Here is a 20,190-nt window from a genome sequence, read left to right as displayed (position 1 = left end):
CGCCCCGCCACCCCATTGTCGGCCGACCCCGTACACACCGCAGCCCGGCAACCCCGGAGGGCGGCGGCCTCCTTCCGGGGACGACGGCAGAAACCATGCGAGCACACGTACCCGAGCAATCGGGCGGGGCTTGGTTGAGTGGCTCGGAACTCGTACGGGCTCCGAACGTGTACTGGTTCCGAATGGCCCGGCAGTGGCCTTGGCTCCGCGGCGTGGGGATGTGGGGTCAGGAGTGCGGGGGTGGTGGCCTCCACGAGATGGGTGTGCGGATCGTCAGGCTCTCGATGCGTTCGGCTTTGACGTCGCAGAGTGTCGGAAGCAGCGTGAAGATGCCGGCCGCGAGCATGTTTTCGCCGTTTGAGAGGCAGGGGACCTGCTCGTGTGTGCGGGCTTTGAGGAGTACGCCCTCGATGATGGTGTCGAACAGCTTGGACATATCCAGCCAGCTGACACCGGGGCGGAGTTGGAGACCGTAAGCAGGGAAGACCGCCGCGTAGAGATCCGCCCACTCCTTCAAGGCGATAGTTTCGATGGTGTGAACGGCTTCTTGGATGCGAGGCTGACGCGGTAGTGCAGCCTGAATGAACGTCTGCAGGCCCACAGTCGGATTCTCGAGGGTTGACTGCAGTTCCGCCGCCGTTCCTTCCCTGATGAGCTCGCCCAGCGTCAGTGTGGGGGCTAGGGCGACCAGGGCGTGATGCACGTCCCGGACCCGGCGTAATACGACCCCGGGACGGAACAGGTACGCAATGAGGTCTTCGAGGAATGCCGCTTGGAAGCGCCAAGTGTCGAGCCACCGCTGCCGGTCCAGCTTCTCTGCCGCATCCGCATCGGGAATCATCCGGGACGCATGTCGCATCAAGTCCTCAGGCCCTAGATTCCTGAAGATTCTGAGTTCATCGCTCAGCGATGAGATCGAATGATTGGTGAGGTGGTGCTGGTAGAGAAGATGAAGGGCGAGATCACAAAATGCTTTCGTGCGCCAGTCCTTGGACCACTTCACCTGCGTGATCCGTCGGGTATGCACCTTGACTTTCGTCAATACCTCGGACAGGTCCTCGTCCGGATCACCTGCGAGCTGCTCGGTCCAGGCATCCCAGTCCCACGTTTCCTGCACGCGCTCACCCCGCTGCGTCGACCTAGCGCGAAACCCTCACCCAAGTCAATGGGCGTCGGCAGTAGCCAACCACTGCTGACGCCTTCCATGGTCGTAGATGCGAACCGCCGCCGGGAGCCATCCGAGAGATCCATCGCGATGTTCTGCCCGGCAACCCCAACCTGGATCCGCTCAATCCCAACCAGCCACCGGAGCGGAACCATGAACGCAGACCCGACCTGGCGTCACCACGCCAGCCGTGTCTTCACGATCGTCCGCACACCGCTCGCACACCTGGCCCACCTGGCCGGAACGGTCTGCAGCGCTCTGATGATGTGGAACCTTCTACTGTCCAACGCGCCTATGGCCTCGGCATGTTGGGCCGCATCCAGCGCCTGCTTTGCCGCTGCCAGGTCGCAGCGCACGGGGGCGCCTTCGTCTTGCGGCAGGGATGGCTGCACCCCACGGCAATGCCAACCACCGCAGCAACCCCCGGACGGAAGTTGAGCGATGGGCGGTAGGAGGCGAGAGCGCCGACGAAGACCGAGAGAGCCTACGAAGCGGAACCCACGCCCGACCCTCCGTGGACACAACGGAGCCCTCCCCCAACTGATCTGGCGATCAAGGGAAATGGGGCGCTACCGTAAAGCCGGGATGGTGAGGCGACGGCAACGGGGGCCGCTGAGGAACCCGCCAACCCAGCTGACTGCCCGGGGAGTTGCCCCGGGAGCCGAAGGCGCGGTTTTCGAGCGTCCCTTGGGGGGAGGGCGCCTCGGCGAAGATGAGTCCTGACGCTAGGTCTCAGCAGGCCATCGCAAGGTGGTCGAGCTGAGGCTGCCTGCCCCGCCGATGGTCGACCACCCTTACTGAAGGGTTCGACCAATGCGTTTCACCCCCTCAGCTACTCGGGCGCTGCTAGTGGTTCTGGCGTTCGTCTCATCAGTGCTCGCCGGTGTTGTGGCGGGCGTTCTCTCCTACGCGAACGGCGCCCTTGTGCCTGGTGCCGTGCTGTACGGCGGTGGAGCGCTCGTTGCCTGGATGACGTTGAGCCTCATGGTCATGGGTGCTCTTGGCTGGCTCGATGGCGGAGACTCCGGCACCTCGTCGGTCTCACGCCAGAACGTGGGTAGCTGAGGCGCGCAGATTGCGGCCGTTGCGCAGCGCGCCGCCACCAGAACAGGTGCGCAGGCTGAGCACGCCGACGGAGGTCAAGCGGTCGGCACCCTGGCGGAGTTCGTCCGAACGGATACCTCAAGGCCGGCGAACGGATCCATCCGTCGGGGCTGGTACAGATCGAGCCGGAACTCCGGCGGTGGAAGCCGTTCGCCAGGGGCGACGAGGTTGGCCTACATCCGCGCAACACGGCCGACCGCGGCTCCGTCTCCGTCGCCGATGGCGGCGACTGAGGGGACGGACCGCACCGTATGTGCCGCGGTCATCCGTGTGCTGATCCTGGGCGGCGCCGAGAGTATCCACGGCGAGGACGCCACACCTCACCGCGAAACCCGTGAGGCGGGGCGTGTGCGAGGAAGCGGTCGTCGATCGCTCGGCGGTATGTCTCGAGGCAGTAGGCCAGGTCCGTCATGCATTCAAGTCGAGTAGCGTGTGACGCATGACGGGGGAGTGTCTGGCCTGCGGACTCGCGTTGGAGGCAGTCAGCCGACCGGGGCGGGCGGCGTCGTACTGCTCTCAGGCCTGTCGGCAGCGCGCCTACCGAGAGCGGCAGCGGGCGGCGGGCGCGCCCGTCGCGGAGTTGCTCGCCGATATCAGGGACCGACTGCGGCGGCTGAGGCCGACTCCGCCACTTGCCTTCTACGCCGACGTCGAGGCCCTGTCCGCTCGGGTGGGGACGTTGCGGAGGTTGGCCCGTGAGGCGCGGGAAGATCCCGCAGCGTCGGCGTCAGCCGCCCAATCCGTCACGCCAGTTGTCACCGAGCCGGATAGCGTCACGCCGACGCGAGAAGATCCCGCAGCGTCGGCGTCAGCCGCCCAATCCGTCACGCAAGTCGTCACCGAGCCGGAAAGCGTCACGCCGAGTTGCGTGACGAATCTCGGTGACGACGCCTTCGCCGCCCTCACCGAGGAGCACCGGAGCGAGCTGCGGGTGCACTGCTACCGCCTGCTCGGCTCATACGACTAGGCCGAGGACCTCACGCAGGAGGCGTTCTTGAGGGCTTGGCGGGCGCGCGGGACGCTTGCCGGCGTCGACAACCCGCGGGCCTGGCTCTACAAGATCGCGACCAATGTATGTCTGGACTTCCTGCGCAAGCACCGCCGCCGCCCGATGGCGTACGAGCCGGTGGCGGGCGTGGACAGCGGTGACGGGCCACCGCCGCCGCGGATGCCCTGGCTGCAGCCGTTCCCCGACGACCAACTGCTCGAGCAGCCCGCTGTCCGGCAGGATCCCGACCAGCAGGCCGTGGCGAGCGAGACACTTGAACTGGTCTTCCTGACCGCGATCCAGCACCTGCCGCCCCGGCAGCGGGCGGCGGTGATCCTGCGCGACGTGGCCGGCTGGTCCGCCCGGGAAGCGGCCGATGTGCTGGGCGTGAGCGTGGCCTCGGCGAACAGCGCGGTGCAGCGTGGCAGGTCCGCGCTGCGAGGGGCACTGCCGCATCGGCGCGAGGACTGGGCGGCGAGGGAGCCGAGCGCAGAAGACCTGGGCCTGCTGCGGCGCTACATGGAGGCGGCCGCACGGGCCGACATCGATGCGATGGTCGAGCTCGTACGCGAGGACGCGGTGCTGACCATGCCGCCGAACCCGTTCTGGTTCACCACCCGCGACGCGTTGTTCGCCTTCGTGCGGGCGAACCTGGATCCCGCGTCGCCCACGTTCGCAGGGCACTGGAAACACCTGCCCGTGCGTGCCAACGGCCAGTTGGCGGTCGCCGGTTACCTCCAGCGGCCCGGCACCAGCGTCTTCCGTGCCCAAGTGCTCGACGTCATCCGCATCGAGGAGGGACGGATCGCCGAGATCATGTCCTTCGAGCCGCACCTGTTCGCTGCGTTCGGGCTGCCGATGACCCTGTGATCGGTGACCTCCCGACGATGAGTTTCTGCGGCAGCGACGTCATACGCAGTGTCGGGCGCACAGCGGCGCCCGCCAACTGCGAAGGGGCGAGAGCCATGCTGAACGACAAGGTCGCGGTCATCTACGGTGGAGCGGGTTCGCTGGGCGCGGGCATCGCGAAAGCGTATGCCCAAGCCGGGGCGCGGGTGTTCCTCGTCGGCCGCACGGAAGCCACCCTGAAGAACGTCGCCACCAAGATCGGCGCCGAATACGATGTGCTCGACGCCCGTGACGAGCAGGCCGTCGAGGCGCACGCTTCCTCAGTCGCCGAGCGGGCCGGTGGTATCGACGTCTCCTTCAACCTGGTGCCGCGCGGTGACCTCCAGGGCGTACCACTCACCGAGATGTCCGTCGAGGACTACACCCGTCCGGTCGTGCAGGGCCTCGCCTGCCAGTTCATCACCGCACGGGCCGCGGCCCGCCGCATGGTCGCGCAGGGCTCGGGCGTGATCCTCGCGCTCGACAGCGCATCGGCCAACGGCAGCCCGATGATGGGTGGCACCGGTGCGGCCGACGGGGCGATCGACGCGCTGGTCCGCCAACTCGCCCAGGAAACCGGGTCGGCCGGGGTGCGGGTATGCGGGATCTGGACCGCGGGCGTCGCCGACAGTCTGACGCCCCAAAAGCTCGTCGCCGCCGGCGGCCCGGTCATGGACGACGCATCCCTGCGGGGCGTCCTAAGCCACCTCGACAGCCTGCGTATGACGAAGCGCTCGCCGAGGATCGCAGACATCGCCGCACTGGCAACGTTCCTCGCCTCCGACGCTGGTGCCGCCATCACCGGCACCTGGGTCAACGCCACCGCGGGGATGTTCCCCAGCTGACACGACTGCCTGGCGACGGTGAGCTCGCGCCAACCCACACTTCGCTCGTTCAACAGCACCGACGTCCAAGACACACAGGCGAGTTGTGCGGACGCGCTCACGCAACGATGGCTTCCCCTTCCTCAGCCTTCGGGCCCCTCTGGGCGCGAAGCCGCGGCACCGCCGCCGAAGCCACTCGGGGACTGGCTGACACTGGTGAGGTCGCATGGTGAGGCGGCGCGTATTCGCGGCAGATGCCCGCAGCTCAAGGACGCCGAGTGAGCAGCGGGGGGCGGTCGATTGAGCTCTGAGATGATCGCGCGGTGAGTGATGCGAGGCTGCCGGCCGCGGAGGCCGTTGAGTCACATGTCCGGGCGTTCTTCGACGGGCATTGCGTGGAGGTCGTCGACTTCGACCTGGGGCCGGAACGGCGAGAGGTAGTAGTCGACGGCCTGTGCGTTCTCGTTGTGGGGCCTGGTCCCCGCAGCGACAGCTGGGCCTATGTGACCGCCGGGTGCTGGGCCGCGATGGAGAAGGACGGCCATGGACTCGAGTTCGTCATGACCGCCCACGTCCGCGACCAGCGGTTCGTCGAGCTCATGGCGATGATCGCCTACTACCACTGCGGGGGGCATCAGCTCGACCTCGAGCACAGCATGCCGATCGGCGAACCGTGGGTGCCGGGTTCGGCCTGCGACCACCTGCTGATCAGCCTGCCCTATCTCCACGGACCTGACCTTGAACACTGTCCGCTGCCCGGGGGATACGCCCGCATCCCGTGGACCCTGCCTGCTCGACCGGTTCCTCGGACTCCCGCACCGAGGATGTTCATGTACGGCGAACACAACAGCTCGCTGTCCTACCTCCCGGCGCTGGCCGAGGGCGATGGTGAACTCGTCGAGATGAGCCACTGCGCCCACTTCCCCACGGGCTCCAACGCCCCGGAGAGTGGGCGGCAAGGTCGAGCCGGTCAGTGGCTCTCGCCGCTGCGGATGCCTAGGCGCAGGACGGGCACAGGCCCCGATAGGTGACCTCGACCTCGGACACCGTGAAGCCGAAGCGTTCCTCCGCCGGTAGGTCGGCGAGTGGATTGCCGGCCGGATGGACATCGCGGATGGTGCCGCAGTGGGAGCACACCAGGTGCTGGTGCGGGTGGTGCGCGTTGGGGTCGTAGCGCTTGGCGCGGCCGTCGGTGGAGACCTCGGTGACCTCGCCGAGGGAGACCAGCTCGCCCAGGGCGTTGTAGACGGTTGCCCGGGAGATCTCGGGCAGCCGCAGTGCCGCACGGGCATGCACCTCGTCGGCCGTGAGATGCATATGGTCGCCGTCGAGGACCTCCGCAACGACACGCCGCTGGGAGGTCATCCGCCAGCCGCGCTCTCGCAGTCGCTCCAGCAGGTCACTCATATCTGTTCACCTATTCGGGCTCAGTTGGATACGCAAGATTTATCGGTGGACGTCCGGGTTCCGATTGGATGTGGGCTTGGCACGCTTCTTGACTTGGATTCTGTCCATCGTAGGATCGGTTCCGGCGATAGCCAAGGGACAAGAAGACTCCAGTACGGCGGGAGACAGAGTGAGGGACCACCTCGGCGTCGAGGCGATTGCCTCCGGGGTGCGCGATCACGCGCGCCACACCCCCGTTCACGTCGTGAGTGAGGCCCCTCCACGCACTCCGGGGCGTGCGCCCCGACTGTTCCACTGCCCGCAGTTCCTGAGCACCGAGATCCGCCCCGTCCGGAAGGATTCCCATGACTGAGAACCACGACGCGATCGTCACAGACCCCAAGCTGGAGGAGACGGGTGGCTGCCCGGTCGCGCACGGGCGCGCCGCGCACCCCACCCAGGGCGGCGGAAACCGCCAGTGGTGGCCGGAGCGGCTGAACCTGAAGATCCTTGCCAAGAACCCCGCCGTGGCCAACCCTCTCGGTGAGGAGTTCGACTATGCCGAGGCGTTCAAGGGCCTCGACCTCGCGGCCGTGAAACGGGACATCGGTGATGTCCTGACGGATTCGAAGGACTGGTGGCCGGCCGACTTCGGTCACTACGGCCCGTTCATGATCCGCATGGCCTGGCACAGCGCGGGCACCTACCGCATCAGCGACGGCCGTGGCGGCGCCGGTGCCGGTCAGCAGCGCTTCGCCCCGCTCAACAGCTGGCCGGACAACGGCAACCTCGACAAGGCCCGCCGTCTGCTGTGGCCGGTCAAGAAGAAGTACGGCAAGAGCCTGTCGTGGGCCGACCTCATGATTCTCGCCGGCAACGTCGCCCTGGAGTCGATGGGCTTCAAGACCTTCGGCTTCGGCGGTGGCCGTGAGGACGTCTGGGAGTCGGAGGAGGACGTCTACTGGGGTCCCGAGACCACCTGGCTCGACGACCAGCGCTACACCGGCGACCGTGAGCTGGAGAACCCGCTCGGCGCGGTCCAGATGGGCCTCATCTACGTCAACCCGGAGGGCCCGAACGGCAACCCGGACCCGATCGCCGCGGCCCGTGACATCCGCGAGACCTTCCGCCGCATGGCGATGAACGACGAGGAGACGGTCGCCCTGATCGCGGGCGGTCACACCTTCGGCAAGACCCACGGTGCGGGCCCGGCGGACCACGTCGGCGCCGACCCCGAGGCCGCCCCGATCGAGGCCCAGGGCCTCGGCTGGAAGAGCACGTACGGCACCGGCAAGGGCGGCGACGCGATCACCAGTGGCCTCGAGGTCACCTGGACGGCCACCCCGACCCAGTGGAGCAACGGGTTCTTCAAGAACCTCTTCGAGTACGAGTACGAGCTGTCGGCGAGCCCGGCCGGTGCCCACCAGTGGGTGGCGAAGAACGCCGAGGCGATCATCCCCGACGCGCACGACCCGTCGAAGAAGAAGCTCCCGACGATGCTCACCACGGACCTCTCGCTGAAGTTCGACCCGGTCTACGAGCAGATCTCGCGTCGCTTCTACGAGAACCCCGAGGAGTTCGCGGACGCCTTCGCCCGCGCCTGGTACAAGCTGACCCACCGTGACATGGGCCCGAAGTCGCTGTACCTCGGCGCTGAGGTCCCGGAGGAGACGCTGCTGTGGCAGGACCCGCTGCCGGAGGCCGAGGGTGAGCCCGTCGACGCCGCCGACGTCGCGGCCCTCAAGGTCAAGCTGCTCGACTCGGGCCTGACCGTCTCGCAGCTGGTGTCCACTGCGTGGGCCTCGGCCTCCACGTTCCGCACCAGCGACAAGCGCGGTGGTGCCAACGGCGCCCGCATCCGACTGCAGCCGCAGGCCGGGTGGGAGGTCAACGAGCCCGACGAGCTGGCGCAGGTGCTGCGTGTCCTCGAGGGCATCCAGGCGGAGTTCAACTCCGGCGCCAAGAAGGTCTCCCTCGCCGACCTGATCGTCCTCGGTGGTGCCGCCGCCGTGCAGAAGGCCGCCAAGGACGCCGGTTACGACGTCGAGGTGCCGTTCGCGCCGGGCCGTGTGGACGCCACGGAGGAGCACACCGACGCGGAGTCCTTCGCCGCGCTGGAGCCCACCGCCGACGGCTTCCGCAACTACCAGGGCAAGGGCAACCGCCTCCCGGCCGAGTACCTGCTGCTCGACAGGGCGAACCTGCTGAGCCTGAGCGCCCCCGAGCTGACCGTCCTGGTCGGTGGCCTGCGCGTCCTGGGTGCCAACCACCAGCAGACGTCGCTCGGTGTCCTCACCGGCACTCCGGGCAAGCTGACGAACGACTTCTTCGTCAACTTGCTCGACCTGGGCACGACGTGGAAGGCGACCTCGGAGGACCAGAACACTTTCGAGGGCCGCGACGACGCCACCGGCGAAGTCAAGTGGACCGGCACTCGTGCCGACCTCGTCTTCGGCTCGAACTCCGAGCTGCGCGCACTCGCGGAGGTCTACGCGAGCGACGACGCGAAGGAGAAGTTCGTGAAGGACTTCGTCGCTGCGTGGGACAAGGTCATGAACCTGGACCGGTTCGACCTCGTCTGATCACGACGTCCAGGCCGGCCCGCACGGGTCGGCCTGGACGCCCTCGGTCCGTGGGATCTCGACCTCGTCCGCCTTCGGCGCGACGTCGAGAGGATCGCGCGGGGTGGGGGAGGGGGCGCGTTCGGTTGTTTACGCGTCGTGCCGACGCGCTGACGCCCCTTCAACCGGCTTCCCACGGGCCAGTGTTCGTAAGCGTGCGCAATGGCGTCTCCCCATGCCGCACCGGGAGAGCGTGCCCGCCCCGTTTTCGTATCGGCGGCAGGACGAGCGACCGGCTTCCTCGCCGTGTGCCTCGCGGAGGGCACGGACCGTATGACGGACGCTGTGGCAGCCATGATCATGCGCCTGTGGTCAACCGCCGCATCCACGCCCGCCGTTGGGGGTGACAGCCGTGAAGGCTCCGCGGCTGTCGCCGACTTCGACTGCCCCGGCCTGTTCGCGGTCGGTCCGCGATGCGGCGTGAGCGGTGACCGGCTCCGCCCGTACGCCACCGTCGAGCACTTCAGCGACCGGGCCCTGCGCCTGGTCGTCTGCGGCGCGTGCGGCCGGCAGGACGCCTGCGATCCCTGGCTCCGGCGAACCGGAAGACCTCTCACTCCGGCGAACCGTAGCCCCCTGACTCCGGTGAACCGTAAGCCCCCTGACGACCCGAAAGCAGGCGATACGGGCCGGGGGCGTACGAACCGGCACCGTGCGACGGGTTCCGCCAGGCCGACGGGCTGGGCGTTCGGCGGGAGGGCAACCGGATGCCGATCGGGATCGGTCGCCCTCTCATCGCCCGCCTCGCACGCCCCGCCCGACCGGACACGGGACCGGTCGGTCCGCCGGGTTCAGACCGCCGGTTCAGACCGCCGGGCTCGGGTACGTCGGGTACTCCACCCCGGAGACGTGCTGGACGACGCGGATGACCTGGCAGGAGTAGCCGAACTCGTTGTCGTACCACAGGTACAGAATCGCGTTGTCCCCGTCGACCTTGGTGGCGCCGGCGTCGACGATCGAGGAGTGGCGCGAGCCGATGAAGTCGCTGGAGACCGCGTCGGGGGCGGTGGTGAAGTCGATCTGGCGCTTGAGCGGCGAGGTCAGCGACACGTCGCGGAGGTAGTCCAGGACCTCGTCGCGAGTGGTCTCGCGGCCGAGCCGCAGGCTGAGGATCGCGATCGAGACGTCCGGCACCGGGACGCGGATCGAGCTGCCGGTGATCGGTGCCTTGAGGTCCGGCAGCGCCTTGGCGACGGCGGAAGCGGCACCGGTCTCGGTGATGACCATGTTGAGCGGCGCCGAGCGGCCGCGGCGGTCGGCCTTGTGGTAATTGTCCAGCAGGTTCTGGTCGTTGGTGAACGAGTGGACGGTCTCCACGTGGCCACGCAGGACGCCGTACTCGTCCGCCATCGCCTTCAGCGGCGGGACGATCGCGTTGGTGGTGCAGGAGGCGCAGGAGAGGATCTGCTCGTCCGGCTTGATCGTGTCGTGGTTGACGCCGTGCACGATGTTCGGGACGTCACCCTTGCCCGGCGCGGTCAGGACGACCTTGTCGATGCCGGGACGCAGGTGCTGGGACAGGCCCTCGCGGTCGCGCCACTTGCCGGTGTTGTCGATGAGGATGGCGTTCTTGATGTCGTACGCCGTGTAGTCGACCTCCGACGGGTCGCCCGCGTAGATCACCTTGATCTCGTTGCCGTTGGCGATGATCGTGCTGTTCGCCTCGTCGACGGTGATCGTGCCCTGGAACTGGCCGTGGATCGAGTCGCGGCGCAGCAGTGAGGCGCGCTTGACGATGTCCTGCTCGCCCCCCTGGCGGACGACGATGGCGCGCAGCCGCAGGCCGTTGCCGGAGCCGGACTTCTCGATGAGCAGGCGGGCGACGAGACGACCGATGCGGCCGAACCCGTAGAGAACGACGTCGCGCGGCTCCCGGCACTCGATCTTGTTGGCGCCGGTGGCTCCGGCGACGGCCCCGGCGGTGAACTCCTCGACCGAGAGGCCGCGGTCGTCCGTCCGGTACGTCGCGGCGAGCATGCCGATGTCGATCTGGGAGGGGCCGAGATCGAGCGCGGTGAGAGCTTGCAGGAACGGCAGCGTCTCGGTGACCGAGAGCTCCTCACCGGCGATCTGCCGGGCGAATCGGTGCGTCTTGAGGATGCTGACCACCGACTTGTTCACCAGGGAGCGGCTGTGAAGCAGGATCGTGACGTCCCGTTCCCGGTGCAGCTTCCCGATGAGGGGGATCATCGACTCCGCGATCTCCTCGCGGTTCTTCCAGTTGGTGAACGAGTCGTCGTTGACAGTCACAAGTTTATCTTTCGAGCTAGGCGGTGCTCATATGCTAAACGGTCGCCGTTTTGATCTTGCATGGGGTGTCGTGATCGGGTCGCATGGCCTCGCCGGCTGGTCTGCGGGTCCGCACCGACCGTCCGTGCCGAAGTGAGCGTGCACCTACTGCGGGACGTCCTGGACATCGCCGCGTGACACGGCCAGATAACCGACGAACCCGACGATGGCGACGGTCCAGGAGAGGGTGACGGGCCCCAGTCCCAGGGCGAGGCCGCCGCGGGAGTGGCCGAGCGCCATCCAGTCGGCGACCGAGGCGCCGAGCGGGCGGGTGATGACATACGCGGACCAGAAGGCGGCGACCGCGTTGAGGGCGCGCCGGCGGTGCAGGACGGCCGGGACGGCGATGGCGACGGCGTACAGGACGGCCGAGCCCAGGTAGCCGAGGCCGATCGTGGCCGAGAGGTCCCCGGCGGCGGTGCCGAGCGCAAAGGTGGCCAGCACGGTGGCCCAGTAGAAGATCTCGCGGCGGCGGGTGCGGATGCTGTGGATGGACAGCGTCCGTTCGCTCGCGTACCAGACGGCGAACACGGCGGCGAGCGCGACCATGAAGAGCGGGGTCGAGATCGTGTACGGGACACCGAGACCCACGTGCAGGACGTCGGCGGCCATCGTGCCGAACACGCTGACCATGACGATCGCCGTCCAGTAGATCCAGGCGACGTAGCGGCGGACGGTGAGTTGGAGCGCCAGTGAGGCCGCGAGGGCCAGCCCGCCGAGACCGACGGCGGGGATGGGCCCGAGCCGCTGGGCCAGGAAATCGGAGGCCGTCTCACCCATGCCGGTGGTCAGCACCTTGATCACCCAGAAATAGACGGTGGCTTCCGGAACCTTGCTCGCCAGGGCAATTGCGGAGAGGCCGGTGACGCGGCGGTGACGGGTGAGGTGCTCTGTGCTCATGCCCCGCACGATGACATGACGAACTGGCATTGCCACAGGGGTCTTTGCCATCGCTTGGGGGCCTCTGGTGCAGGAGTTGCCAAGGGCGGCGGCAGGCCTGAACGCAACCTGAACACCTGAACGGATTGCCTGGTCAACGGCATGATCCCGGTGATACGAAGAGCGGTTGCCCTGCGGTCGGCACCATCATTCGATTGAGGGTGTCTTTCCTGATTCGAGTGCCAAAAGGAAATCCGTCACACTCCAGGACCGGTCGATTGCCGGGTGTCACATAATTCACGAATTTGTTTGCGTGCGTTGAATCGGGGAATTTGAATTCTAGTGCTTCGGACAGCAGGCACCTCCGTGGGAGTCGGTATGCCGGCTGCGGGTGTCTCGGAGCGGTCCGTGTGCGCGCACTCCCATGGTGACTGTCCACTCAACACCCCAAGAGGGAGTTGTGAGCACCATGCCCGCCACGGTCAGAACGAAGCAACATCCCCACGACGACGCCCCGGACACCGCGGCCGCCTTCGTCCGATTCCACGATCTGCCCGACGGACCCGAGCGGCAGACGCTGCGCGACGAGATCGTCCGCTCCTGGCTCCCCATGGCGGAACGCATCGCGGGCCGGTACCGCGGCAGGGGCGAATCCATCGAGGACCTGAACCAGGTGGCGGCCCTCGGCCTGGTCAAGGCCGTCGACCGGTACGACCCGGCCCTGGGCAACGCGTTCGAGAGCTACGCGATCCCGACGATCACGGGCGAGATCAAGCGTCACTTCCGTGACCACATGTGGATCCTGCACGTGCCGCGCCGCGTCCAGGACCTGCGCACCCGGGTGCGCGCCGCGCTGAAGGAACTGTCCCAGACGATCCAGGGCCGACAGCCCACCGTCGCCGAGATCGCCGAGTGCGCGAACCTCGGCGAGGACGACGTACGCATCGCCTTGGAAGCCTTGGACAGCTTCGCCGCCCTCTCGCTGGACGCCGAGCTGCCGGGCAGCGAGGACGGATATGCCCTGGCGGACGCTCTCGGCGAGCTCGACGTCGGCTTCGACCTGGTCGTCGACCGCGAGGCCGTGAAGCCCGCGCTGAGCGCGCTGCCCGAGCGCGAGCGCACCATCCTCTACCTGCGCTTCTTCGGCGGCATGACACAGAGCCTCATCGCTGAGGAGCTCGGCATCTCGCAGATGCACGTGTCCCGTCTGATCAGCAACTGCTGCGCCACGCTGCGCGAGCAGGTGCTCGCCGATGCGGCATGACTCCCGGAGCGGACGGCTACGGCTACCTGGCCGCCCGGTCGAGTCTCCTCGTGCCGGGCGGCCAGGCGGCGAGCTCACTGCCGAACCCTCCCGGGAATGGTTGGCCAGGTTCTCGCCTTTCTTCGGACTACCGGGGCGGACCCGATCCAAACACGTTTCGGGTCACGGAGTGGACGGAGGATCCGGGATCTGGGCGGGCCCGTATTTGTCGAGCGTATCCTCGAGGACCGCGCAGATATCGGGCGACAGATCTCCTTTCTGGCCCCAGACAATGATCATCTCCGCGATGGTGCGCAGCTTGATGTTCGTGTGCTGGGACACCTCCCGCAGAACGGCCCACCCTTGATCGGGTGTCACCCGCCCGAGGGCGACCATCATGCCGATCGCCTGGTCCACGACGGCGTGCGAAGTGACGGCTTCCTTCAACTGGTCTATTTCTTCCCGCAGCTCGACGATCCGGTCCGGTTCGTTGGCGTCGTGGTTCATCGTCCCCTCCGGGATCGGGCCGCGTCCTTCGAGTACATCGTCGCCACTCGACGGGGAGCGTGCCAACGCGTGGCGGAGGGGCACCCGCTCGGGCGGGCGCCCCTCCCCGGATCGAGCATCCGGTCACGCGGCGAGTGTCACCGCCGCCACCGCGGGCGTGCGCAGGGCGCGCCGGGCCGTGATCAGGCTGGTCCCCAGCGTCACCGCCGCCGCCACCGCGACGATGGCGATCCAGATGCCCAGGCCCTGGCCCGGCCATGTCGCGTCCGTACGGACCACGGTGAACGGGAGGATTCCCGCGAGCCCGGCCAGGGTGCCGAAGAAGACCCCTGTCACCGTCAGGATCACGCCTTCGGCGCCGATCATGGAGAGCACCTGGCCCGGTGTCGCACCGGCCAGCCGCTGCTGCCCGAACTCCCGGCCGCGGTAAGTCGTCGCCGCGTACAGGGAGTTGATCAGCATGATGCAGGAGAAGACCACGATGACGCCGACGACCACGAGGTTGAGGGTCTCCAGGTTCTTGGCGTCGACGGACTTCGGCACGCCCGAGGCATCGATCGCGTCGTTCTCCACCGCCTGCATGTACAGCGTCGCCGTCGCCATGCAGGTGAACAGGATCAGCGGCATCAGGACACCGGACAGTTCGTCGGCGCGCCGGCGCATGTTCCGTACGGCCAGATAGCCGCTCGGCCCCGACAGCGGGAGCCGGTCGAGCAGCCCCTTCAGCAGCCGCGGGGACAGTAGCGCGAAGCCCACCGAAAGCAGGATCGCGCCGTACGCGGGAGGCGCCATCAGGGCGGCGTCCCGCGCGGAGAAGGCGAACGTGGAGCAGACGGCCGCGACGCCCACGGCCAGGGCCGCGTACGCGAGGAACTTCCGTGCGCCGCCCCGGGGCCGACGACTCCGCGTCGCCCGCCGCACCGCCAGGAACGCCGCGCCCGCCGCGGCGAGCACTGTGATGTCGATGCCCGACAGGAGGGCGATGGGGCCGAAGGAGTAGTCCACGGACCGCCGCACCTGGCCGCTGTCCTGGAAGACGTCCAGCAGGGCCCGCCCGCCGAGCATCGCCGGACCGATCGCCAGCACCGCGCCCACCAGCGCGATCGCCACGGATTCGCCGACGACCATGCGCTTGATCTGCGCAGGAGTCGCCCCCGAGCAGCGCAACAGCTCGATCTCCGCACTCCGTTGACGGACATTCACCGTCAGCGTCGAGGCGACCGCGAAGAACACCAGCAGGGTGCCGTAACCGCCGACGACGCCCGCCGCGGTGGACAGCGACTCCGCACTCACCGAGTCGACGCCCGGCTGCCCGGCCGTGTCGTGCATCGAGTTGAACATCATGATGATCGCCGCGCCGAGGAACGCGGACAGCAGGGTCGCCGCGAAGCGCCCGGGGCGCTTGCGAATCGAGCGCAGGGCGAGAGCAAACATGACTCACGCCCCCATCAATGCGTCGTCGCCCAGGTGCGCCAGGCGCTCGGCCACGGCGTCCACCGTCGGCGCGTGCAACTCGCCCGCCAGCCGTCCGTCCGCGAGGAACACGACGGAGTCGGCGTACGAGGCGGCGACCGGGTCGTGCGTCACCATGACCACGGTCCTGCCGTGCACCCGTACCGCCTCCTGGAGCAGACGCAGCACATCCCGCGCACTGCGTGTGTCCAGCGCGCCGGTCGGCTCGTCCGCGAAGATCACCCGAGGCTCGGTGACCAGCGCACGGGCGATCGCCACGCGCTGCCGCTGTCCTCCGGAGAGCTGGTCGGGCAGATGGCCGAGCCGGTCGCCGAGACCGACGGCCGTCAGGATCTCCCCGGCTCGCGCACGGTCGACGCGCCGACGGGCGAGCCTGAGCGGCAGGACCGTGTTCTGGGCGACGGTCAGTGTCGGCAGCAGGTTGTACTGCTGGAACACGAAGCCGATCCGACTGCGCCGGAACTTCGTCAGCTCGGCCTCGCCACCGCCCGTCATCTCCGCGCCGTCCACCATCACGATGCCGCTGTCCGGCCGGTCCAGTCCCGCCGCGCACTGCAGCAGCGTGGACTTGCCGGACCCGGAGGGCCCCATCACCGCGGTGAACGTGCCCCGCGCCAGGCTGAGGGTCACCCCGTCCAGGGCGGTCACGGCACTCTCCTCGACCCCGAACGTCTTGCTCACCTTGACCAGCCGCAGAGCCTCCGGGGCGGGTCCCGATTCGTGCGTACGTCGCGCTCGGCGAAACATCGTCATCACTCTCCGTCCGGCACGCCCTGTGCCATGCCAACGAAGCTACGGAGACAGAGGCGGGACCACATGGGGCACAGAACCCGTATTCCGGGGTGTACTCAGCACCACCCCGTACGGGTCACCAGAACGCGCCGACCCCTGCCCGCCCCCGATGGAATGGACGCGTGACCGCGCCCCCGGACGACTGCCTCGCGCGCAACGAATGGATCTGCGGTGAGTATCTGAGCACCCGCCGCCAGATCCTCCTCGACGCGGTGGTCCAACACCTCGAGCTGACCGCGGTCTCCGTGCTCATCGGGCTCGTCCTCGCGGTGCCGCTCGCGGTACTCGCCCGCCGCTGGGGCTGGGCCGCGGGACCCGTCCTCGGCGTCACCACGATCCTGTACACCATCCCGTCGCTGGCGATGTTCTCGCTGCTCCTGCCCCTCTACGGACTGTCGGCCGCGCTGGTTGTCGCGGGCCTCGTCCTCTACTCGCTGACCCTCCTGGTACGGAACATCCTCGCGGGCCTGCGCGCCGTCCCCGAGGAGACCCGGCAGGCCGCGCGCGGTATGGGATACGGGCCCATCCGCCTCTTGCTCACCGTGGAACTGCCGCTCGCCGTGCCGGCTGCCATGGCCGGGCTGCGGATCGCCACCGTCTCGGCCGTGTCGCTGGTCACGGTCGGCGCGATCGTCGGCTTCGGAGGGCTCGGCAACCTCATCTACGCGGGCATGAACACCTACTTCAAGGCCCAGGTCCTCACCGCGTCCGTGCTGTGCGTCGTCATCGCCGTCGCCGCCGACGTCCTCCTGCTGGGTGTGCAGCGGCTCATCACCCCCTGGACCAGAGCGGCCCGCGGATGAACACCCTGACCGAGGCCTGGGACTGGCTCACCGACTCCGCGCACTGGTCGGGTGACGACGGCATCTGGCACCGCCTCGCCCAGCATCTCGTGCTGACCGTGGTCTGCCTGGTCATCAGCTGTCTGATCGCGCTGCCCGTCGCGCTTGTCCTGGGCCACCTCGGCAAGGGCGGCGCGCTGGCGGTCAACATCTCCAACGTCGGCCGGGCGGTACCCACCTTCGCCGTGCTGGTGCTTCTGCTGCTCACCCCGATCGGGAAGTGGGGCGAGGGACCGACCGTCGTCGCGCTCGTCCTGTTCGCCGTGCCGCCCCTGCTCACCAACGCCTACGTCGGGATGCGCGAGGTCGACCGCGATGTGGTGCGGGCGGCGCGCGGGATGGGGATGACCGGGCGACAGATGTTGTTTCACGCTGAATTGCCCCTTTCGCTCCCGATGGTCCTGAACGGGGTGCGGATCGCCGCCGTACAGCTCGTGGCGACCGCCACCATCGCCGCGCTCGCCGGCGGCGGAGGGCTCGGCCGGATCATCACGGCGGGCTTCAATCTGGCAAGTACGCCGCAGGTCGTCGCCGGTGCCGTCCTGGTCGCCGTGTTCGCGCTGATCGTCGAGGGGATCTTCGAGTTCGCCGAGCGGCTGGCGCCGCACTGGGCGAGGGGCTCGCGGTGAGGCGACGCATCACACTGGTGTCCTTGGTCCTCGTGAGCGCTTGCACCACCGGCCCCTCCCTGGAGACCCGGGGCGCGGTCACCGCGTCGCCCGGCGACAGCAAGCACCTGACCATCGGTTCGGCCGGCTTCACCGAGAGCGACCTGCTCGCCCAGATGTACGCGCTGCTGCTGAACCAGGCCGGCTACAAGACGTCCCTGCTCACCGTCGCCAACCGCGAACTGTACGAACCGGCCCTGGAATCCGGCCAGATCGATGTCGTCCCCGAGTACGCGGCCACCTTCGCGGACTGGCTGAACGCCAAGACCGACGGCCCCGACGCACCCCCCGCCGGCTCACCCGACCTGGACGCGACGATGGCCGCGCTGCGCAAGCTGGCCACGCCTCGCGGCCTCACCGTCCTCGCCCCCGGCAGTGCCGTCGACCAGAACGCCTTCGCCGTGACCGAGGCGTACGCGCGCCGGTATCACCTCAAGACGCTCAGCGACCTCGGCAGGTCCGGTCTGAAGGTGCGGCTCGCGGCGGGCGACGAATGTGTGCAACGGCCGTACTGCGAACCCGGGTTGAAGAAGACGTACGGCATCGACATCACCGCCGTCGACCCGAAGGGCGTCGGCACCACCCAGGCGAAGCGGGCCGTGCAGAACGGCCAGGACCAGATGGTGCTGACCACCACGACGGACGCGACGCTGGACGACTTCGGGCTCGTCCTGCTCGCCGACGACCGGCATCTGCAGAACGCCGACTACATCGTGCCGGTCGTCAACCGCTCCCGCGCCGGCAGCGAGGGCGTCACCAAGGCGCTCGGCAAGCTCAACGACGTACTCACGACCGCCGACTTGGCGTCCATGAACCAACAGGTGGACAGCTGGCGACGGCTGCCGGAGGACGTGGCCCGGACCTATCTGAAGGACAAGGGCCTGCTGAAGTGAGGTCCTGGGGTGTGTCAGTGGTGCTCTGTATGCCGGGTGGGAGGTGAAAGTCCACGCGCCGAGAGGCCCTGCTGTTCTGCAGGACAGAACGCGGGATGGCTGCTTCAACTGCCGAGCATGTCCTCGACCGCTCGAACCGGTCGGAGCGCACCACCCGGTCCACGGTTCAGGCGTCCGCCACCGAGTCGAAGTCCACCTGACCGCGCGACACGCCGAGGGCGTCCGCGTCCACCGACCGCCGCAACGCCTCGTGCAACTTCGCCGGGGTCAGGACGCCGAGGAAACGCGCCCCCTCCAGCACGGCGACCCAGCCCGCGTCGTGCTGGAGCAGCACACCGAAGGCCTGCTTCAGCGGGGCGCCCACCGGAACCCAGGAGTTCATGCGGTGGGCGAGGTCGCCGACCGTACCGCCCGCCGCGAGGTCGTCGACGCCGACCCACCCGTGCAGATCGCCGTCGGCATCGAGCACGACGGCCCAGCGGGCGCCCTCGGCGTCCAGCCGGGCGGTGGCCTGCGCGGCGGGCTCGTCCAGGCGCGCGATCGGCGGCTGCTCCAGATCGTCGACCTCGATCGCGGTGACCGACAGCCGCTTCAGACCGCGGTCCGCGCCCACGAACTCGGCGACATACGGCGTGGCGGGCGTGCCGAGGACCGCCCCGGGCGTGTCGAACTGCTCGATGCGCCCCTGCCCGTACACGGCGATCCGGTCGCCGAGCCGCACCGCCTCCTCGATGTCATGGGTGACCAGCAGCACCGTCTTGCGCACGGCCTCCTGCATCCGCAGGAACTCGTCCTGCAACTGCTCCCGCACCACCGGGTCGACGGCCCCGAACGGCTCGTCCATCAGCAGTACGGGCGGGTCGGCGGCCAGTGCTCGCGCCACGCCGACGCGCTGGCGCTGACCGCCCGACAGCTGCTGCGGATAGCGCGATCCGTACGTCTTCGGGTCCAGGCCCACCAGATCGAGCAGTTCGGCGGCGCGCGCCCGTGCCTTCGCCTTCTTCCAGCCGACGAGCGTCGGTACGGTCGCCGTGTTGTCGAGCACCGTCCGGTGCGGGAACAGCCCGACCTGCTGGATGACGTATCCGATGCGCCGTCGCAGCAGCACGGGGTCGATCGTGGCGATGTCGTCGCCGTCCACGAAGATCCGGCCCGCGGTCGGCTCGATCAGCCGGTTCACCATCATCATGGTCGTCGTCTTGCCGCAGCCCGACGGGCCGACGAGCGTGACGAGTTCGCCCTCGGCGACCTCGAAGGAGAGGCCGTCCACGGCGGTGGTGCCGTCCGGGTAGCGCTTGGTGACCTGCTCGAACCGGATCATCCCCTCACGCTAGCCGGGCCGCCCGATACCCGCTCACCGGCTGCGTCCCCCTGTGTATGAACCGCCGATTCCGGTTTTGAAAAGTTTCAATTCGGCTTGAGCGATGCATGGGTCTCGATCACCTTACGGCAGCGCTTGGCGGTCAGTTCTGTTGAATTCTGTCTGATAGTCGCGTCGTTGGAGTGGTGGACATGCGCCTCAGCCGCCACTACCTTCGCAGCCAATCGAAGTGAAACGTTACAACTTGCTTCCTCCGAAGCCGAAGGGATGACGGCGTGAACGAGGCGACACACAACGAAGGAACGGG

At 68.3% G+C, this 20,190-nt stretch carries 15 protein-coding genes and 1 pseudogene; 8 read left to right on the top strand and 8 right to left on the bottom strand.

Annotated elements, in window-relative coordinates:
- Window positions 1-226: 226 nt before the first annotated feature.
- Window positions 227-1,117: a hypothetical protein gene (locus ACIBK0_RS30000; RefSeq protein ID WP_399086765.1), complete on the bottom strand. Its 891-nt coding sequence runs from the start codon at window positions 1,115-1,117 to the stop codon at window positions 227-229.
- Between the two features lie 2,131 nt (window positions 1,118-3,248).
- On the opposite strand from ACIBK0_RS30000, the pseudogene ACIBK0_RS29995 reads away from it, so the two are divergent.
- The 3 genes and pseudogenes from ACIBK0_RS29995 to ACIBK0_RS29985 form a co-directional block, all read left to right on the top strand.
- Window positions 3,249-4,127, top strand: a pseudogene (locus ACIBK0_RS29995) (RNA polymerase subunit sigma-70); the annotation flags it as partial.
- A 95-nt stretch (window positions 4,128-4,222) separates the two neighbouring features.
- The gene (locus tag ACIBK0_RS29990) at window positions 4,223-4,990 is read left to right on the top strand and encodes an SDR family NAD(P)-dependent oxidoreductase (protein ID WP_399086762.1); all 768 of its coding nucleotides are present in this window, start codon (window positions 4,223-4,225) and stop codon (window positions 4,988-4,990) included.
- A 302-nt stretch (window positions 4,991-5,292) separates the two neighbouring features.
- Entirely contained in the window at window positions 5,293-6,000 is a 708-nt protein-coding gene (locus ACIBK0_RS29985) for a hypothetical protein (RefSeq protein ID WP_399086759.1), read from the top strand.
- On the opposite strand, the gene ACIBK0_RS29980 is transcribed toward ACIBK0_RS29985, so the two are convergent.
- Window positions 5,966-6,376 carry a Fur family transcriptional regulator gene (locus tag ACIBK0_RS29980; RefSeq protein WP_399086756.1) on the bottom strand — a complete coding sequence of 137 codons (411 nt, stop codon included), beginning with the start codon at window positions 6,374-6,376 and terminating at the stop codon, window positions 5,966-5,968. The two genes, ACIBK0_RS29985 and ACIBK0_RS29980, sit on opposite strands and share 35 nt — an antisense overlap.
- Window positions 6,377-6,720: 344 nt before the next feature.
- Here ACIBK0_RS29980 and katG point away from each other — a divergent pair, with 344 nt between their 5' ends.
- The gene (gene katG, locus ACIBK0_RS29975; RefSeq protein ID WP_399086753.1) at window positions 6,721-8,937 is read left to right on the top strand and encodes a catalase/peroxidase HPI; all 2,217 of its coding nucleotides are present in this window, start codon (window positions 6,721-6,723) and stop codon (window positions 8,935-8,937) included.
- Between the two features lie 843 nt (window positions 8,938-9,780).
- Here the strand turns inward: katG and ACIBK0_RS29970 are convergent.
- Both ACIBK0_RS29970 and ACIBK0_RS29965 read right to left on the bottom strand, forming a co-directional pair.
- Window positions 9,781-11,226 carry a glyceraldehyde-3-phosphate dehydrogenase gene (locus tag ACIBK0_RS29970; protein ID WP_399086751.1) on the bottom strand — a complete coding sequence of 482 codons (1,446 nt, stop codon included), beginning with the start codon at window positions 11,224-11,226 and terminating at the stop codon, window positions 9,781-9,783.
- Between the two features lie 144 nt (window positions 11,227-11,370).
- Window positions 11,371-12,165 carry a hypothetical protein gene (locus tag ACIBK0_RS29965; RefSeq protein WP_399086748.1) on the bottom strand — a complete coding sequence of 265 codons (795 nt, stop codon included), beginning with the start codon at window positions 12,163-12,165 and terminating at the stop codon, window positions 11,371-11,373.
- Between the two features lie 448 nt (window positions 12,166-12,613).
- On the opposite strand from ACIBK0_RS29965, the gene ACIBK0_RS29960 reads away from it, so the two are divergent.
- Window positions 12,614-13,408, top strand: coding sequence for an RNA polymerase sigma factor SigF (locus ACIBK0_RS29960; protein WP_399086745.1), 795 nt, complete (start codon window positions 12,614-12,616; stop codon window positions 13,406-13,408).
- A gap of 162 nt (window positions 13,409-13,570) precedes the next feature.
- Here ACIBK0_RS29960 and ACIBK0_RS29955 read toward each other — a convergent pair whose 3' ends face one another.
- From ACIBK0_RS29955 to ACIBK0_RS29945, 3 genes are all read right to left on the bottom strand, one after another.
- Window positions 13,571-13,894: an ANTAR domain-containing protein gene (locus ACIBK0_RS29955; RefSeq protein ID WP_399086742.1), complete on the bottom strand. Its 324-nt coding sequence runs from the start codon at window positions 13,892-13,894 to the stop codon at window positions 13,571-13,573.
- A gap of 123 nt (window positions 13,895-14,017) precedes the next feature.
- The gene (locus ACIBK0_RS29950; protein WP_399086739.1) at window positions 14,018-15,328 is read right to left on the bottom strand and encodes an FtsX-like permease family protein; all 1,311 of its coding nucleotides are present in this window, start codon (window positions 15,326-15,328) and stop codon (window positions 14,018-14,020) included.
- Window positions 15,329-15,331: 3 nt separating this feature from the next.
- Window positions 15,332-16,114 (bottom strand): ABC transporter ATP-binding protein, encoded by a 783-nt coding sequence (locus tag ACIBK0_RS29945; protein WP_399086736.1) that lies wholly within the window; start codon window positions 16,112-16,114, stop codon window positions 15,332-15,334.
- Between the two features lie 167 nt (window positions 16,115-16,281).
- On the opposite strand from ACIBK0_RS29945, the gene ACIBK0_RS29940 reads away from it, so the two are divergent.
- Genes ACIBK0_RS29940 through ACIBK0_RS29930 form a run of 3 tightly spaced genes read left to right on the top strand, consistent with a single transcriptional unit; the run spans window position 16,282 to window position 18,562 of the window.
- Window positions 16,282-16,962 carry an ABC transporter permease gene (locus tag ACIBK0_RS29940; RefSeq protein ID WP_399086733.1) on the top strand — a complete coding sequence of 227 codons (681 nt, stop codon included), beginning with the start codon at window positions 16,282-16,284 and terminating at the stop codon, window positions 16,960-16,962.
- Complete coding sequence (locus tag ACIBK0_RS29935) at window positions 16,959-17,630, top strand: ABC transporter permease (RefSeq protein ID WP_399086730.1); 672 nt, start codon at window positions 16,959-16,961, stop codon at window positions 17,628-17,630. Before ACIBK0_RS29940 ends, ACIBK0_RS29935 begins: the two co-directional genes overlap by 4 nt.
- A gap of 23 nt (window positions 17,631-17,653) precedes the next feature.
- On the top strand, window positions 17,654-18,562 hold the full coding sequence (locus ACIBK0_RS29930; RefSeq protein WP_399086858.1) for an ABC transporter substrate-binding protein: 909 nt from the start codon (window positions 17,654-17,656) through the stop codon (window positions 18,560-18,562).
- Window positions 18,563-18,728: 166 nt separating this feature from the next.
- On the opposite strand, the gene ACIBK0_RS29925 is transcribed toward ACIBK0_RS29930, so the two are convergent.
- Window positions 18,729-19,883 (bottom strand): betaine/proline/choline family ABC transporter ATP-binding protein, encoded by a 1,155-nt coding sequence (locus tag ACIBK0_RS29925; RefSeq protein ID WP_399086727.1) that lies wholly within the window; start codon window positions 19,881-19,883, stop codon window positions 18,729-18,731.
- Window positions 19,884-20,190: the final 307 nt, after the last annotated feature.

Source organism: Streptomyces sp. NPDC050564, assembly GCF_044457265.1.
Lineage (GTDB): Bacteria > Actinomycetota > Actinomycetes > Streptomycetales > Streptomycetaceae > Streptomyces.
The sequence above is the reverse complement of the archived record's forward strand: the minus strand, read 5'-3'. Positions and strand labels throughout refer to the sequence as shown.

What these genes read in the sequence shown, in the direction of transcription:
- ACIBK0_RS29990 (WP_399086762.1), top strand. Translation starts at nt 4,223, where the DNA reads ATGCTGAACGACAAGGTCGCGGTCATCTACGGTGGAGCGGGTTCGCTG.
- ACIBK0_RS29980 (WP_399086756.1), bottom strand. Translation starts at nt 6,376, where the DNA reads ATGAGTGACCTGCTGGAGCGACTGCGAGAGCGCGGCTGGCGGATGACC.
- katG (WP_399086753.1), top strand. Translation starts at nt 6,721, where the DNA reads ATGACTGAGAACCACGACGCGATCGTCACAGACCCCAAGCTGGAGGAG.
- ACIBK0_RS29965 (WP_399086748.1), bottom strand. Translation starts at nt 12,165, where the DNA reads ATGAGCACAGAGCACCTCACCCGTCACCGCCGCGTCACCGGCCTCTCC.
- ACIBK0_RS29960 (WP_399086745.1), top strand. Translation starts at nt 12,614, where the DNA reads ATGCCCGCCACGGTCAGAACGAAGCAACATCCCCACGACGACGCCCCG.
- ACIBK0_RS29955 (WP_399086742.1), bottom strand. Translation starts at nt 13,894, where the DNA reads ATGAACCACGACGCCAACGAACCGGACCGGATCGTCGAGCTGCGGGAA.
- ACIBK0_RS29950 (WP_399086739.1), bottom strand. Translation starts at nt 15,328, where the DNA reads ATGTTTGCTCTCGCCCTGCGCTCGATTCGCAAGCGCCCCGGGCGCTTC.
- ACIBK0_RS29945 (WP_399086736.1), bottom strand. Translation starts at nt 16,114, where the DNA reads ATGTTTCGCCGAGCGCGACGTACGCACGAATCGGGACCCGCCCCGGAG.
- ACIBK0_RS29935 (WP_399086730.1), top strand. Translation starts at nt 16,959, where the DNA reads ATGAACACCCTGACCGAGGCCTGGGACTGGCTCACCGACTCCGCGCAC.
- ACIBK0_RS29925 (WP_399086727.1), bottom strand. Translation starts at nt 19,883, where the DNA reads ATGATCCGGTTCGAGCAGGTCACCAAGCGCTACCCGGACGGCACCACC.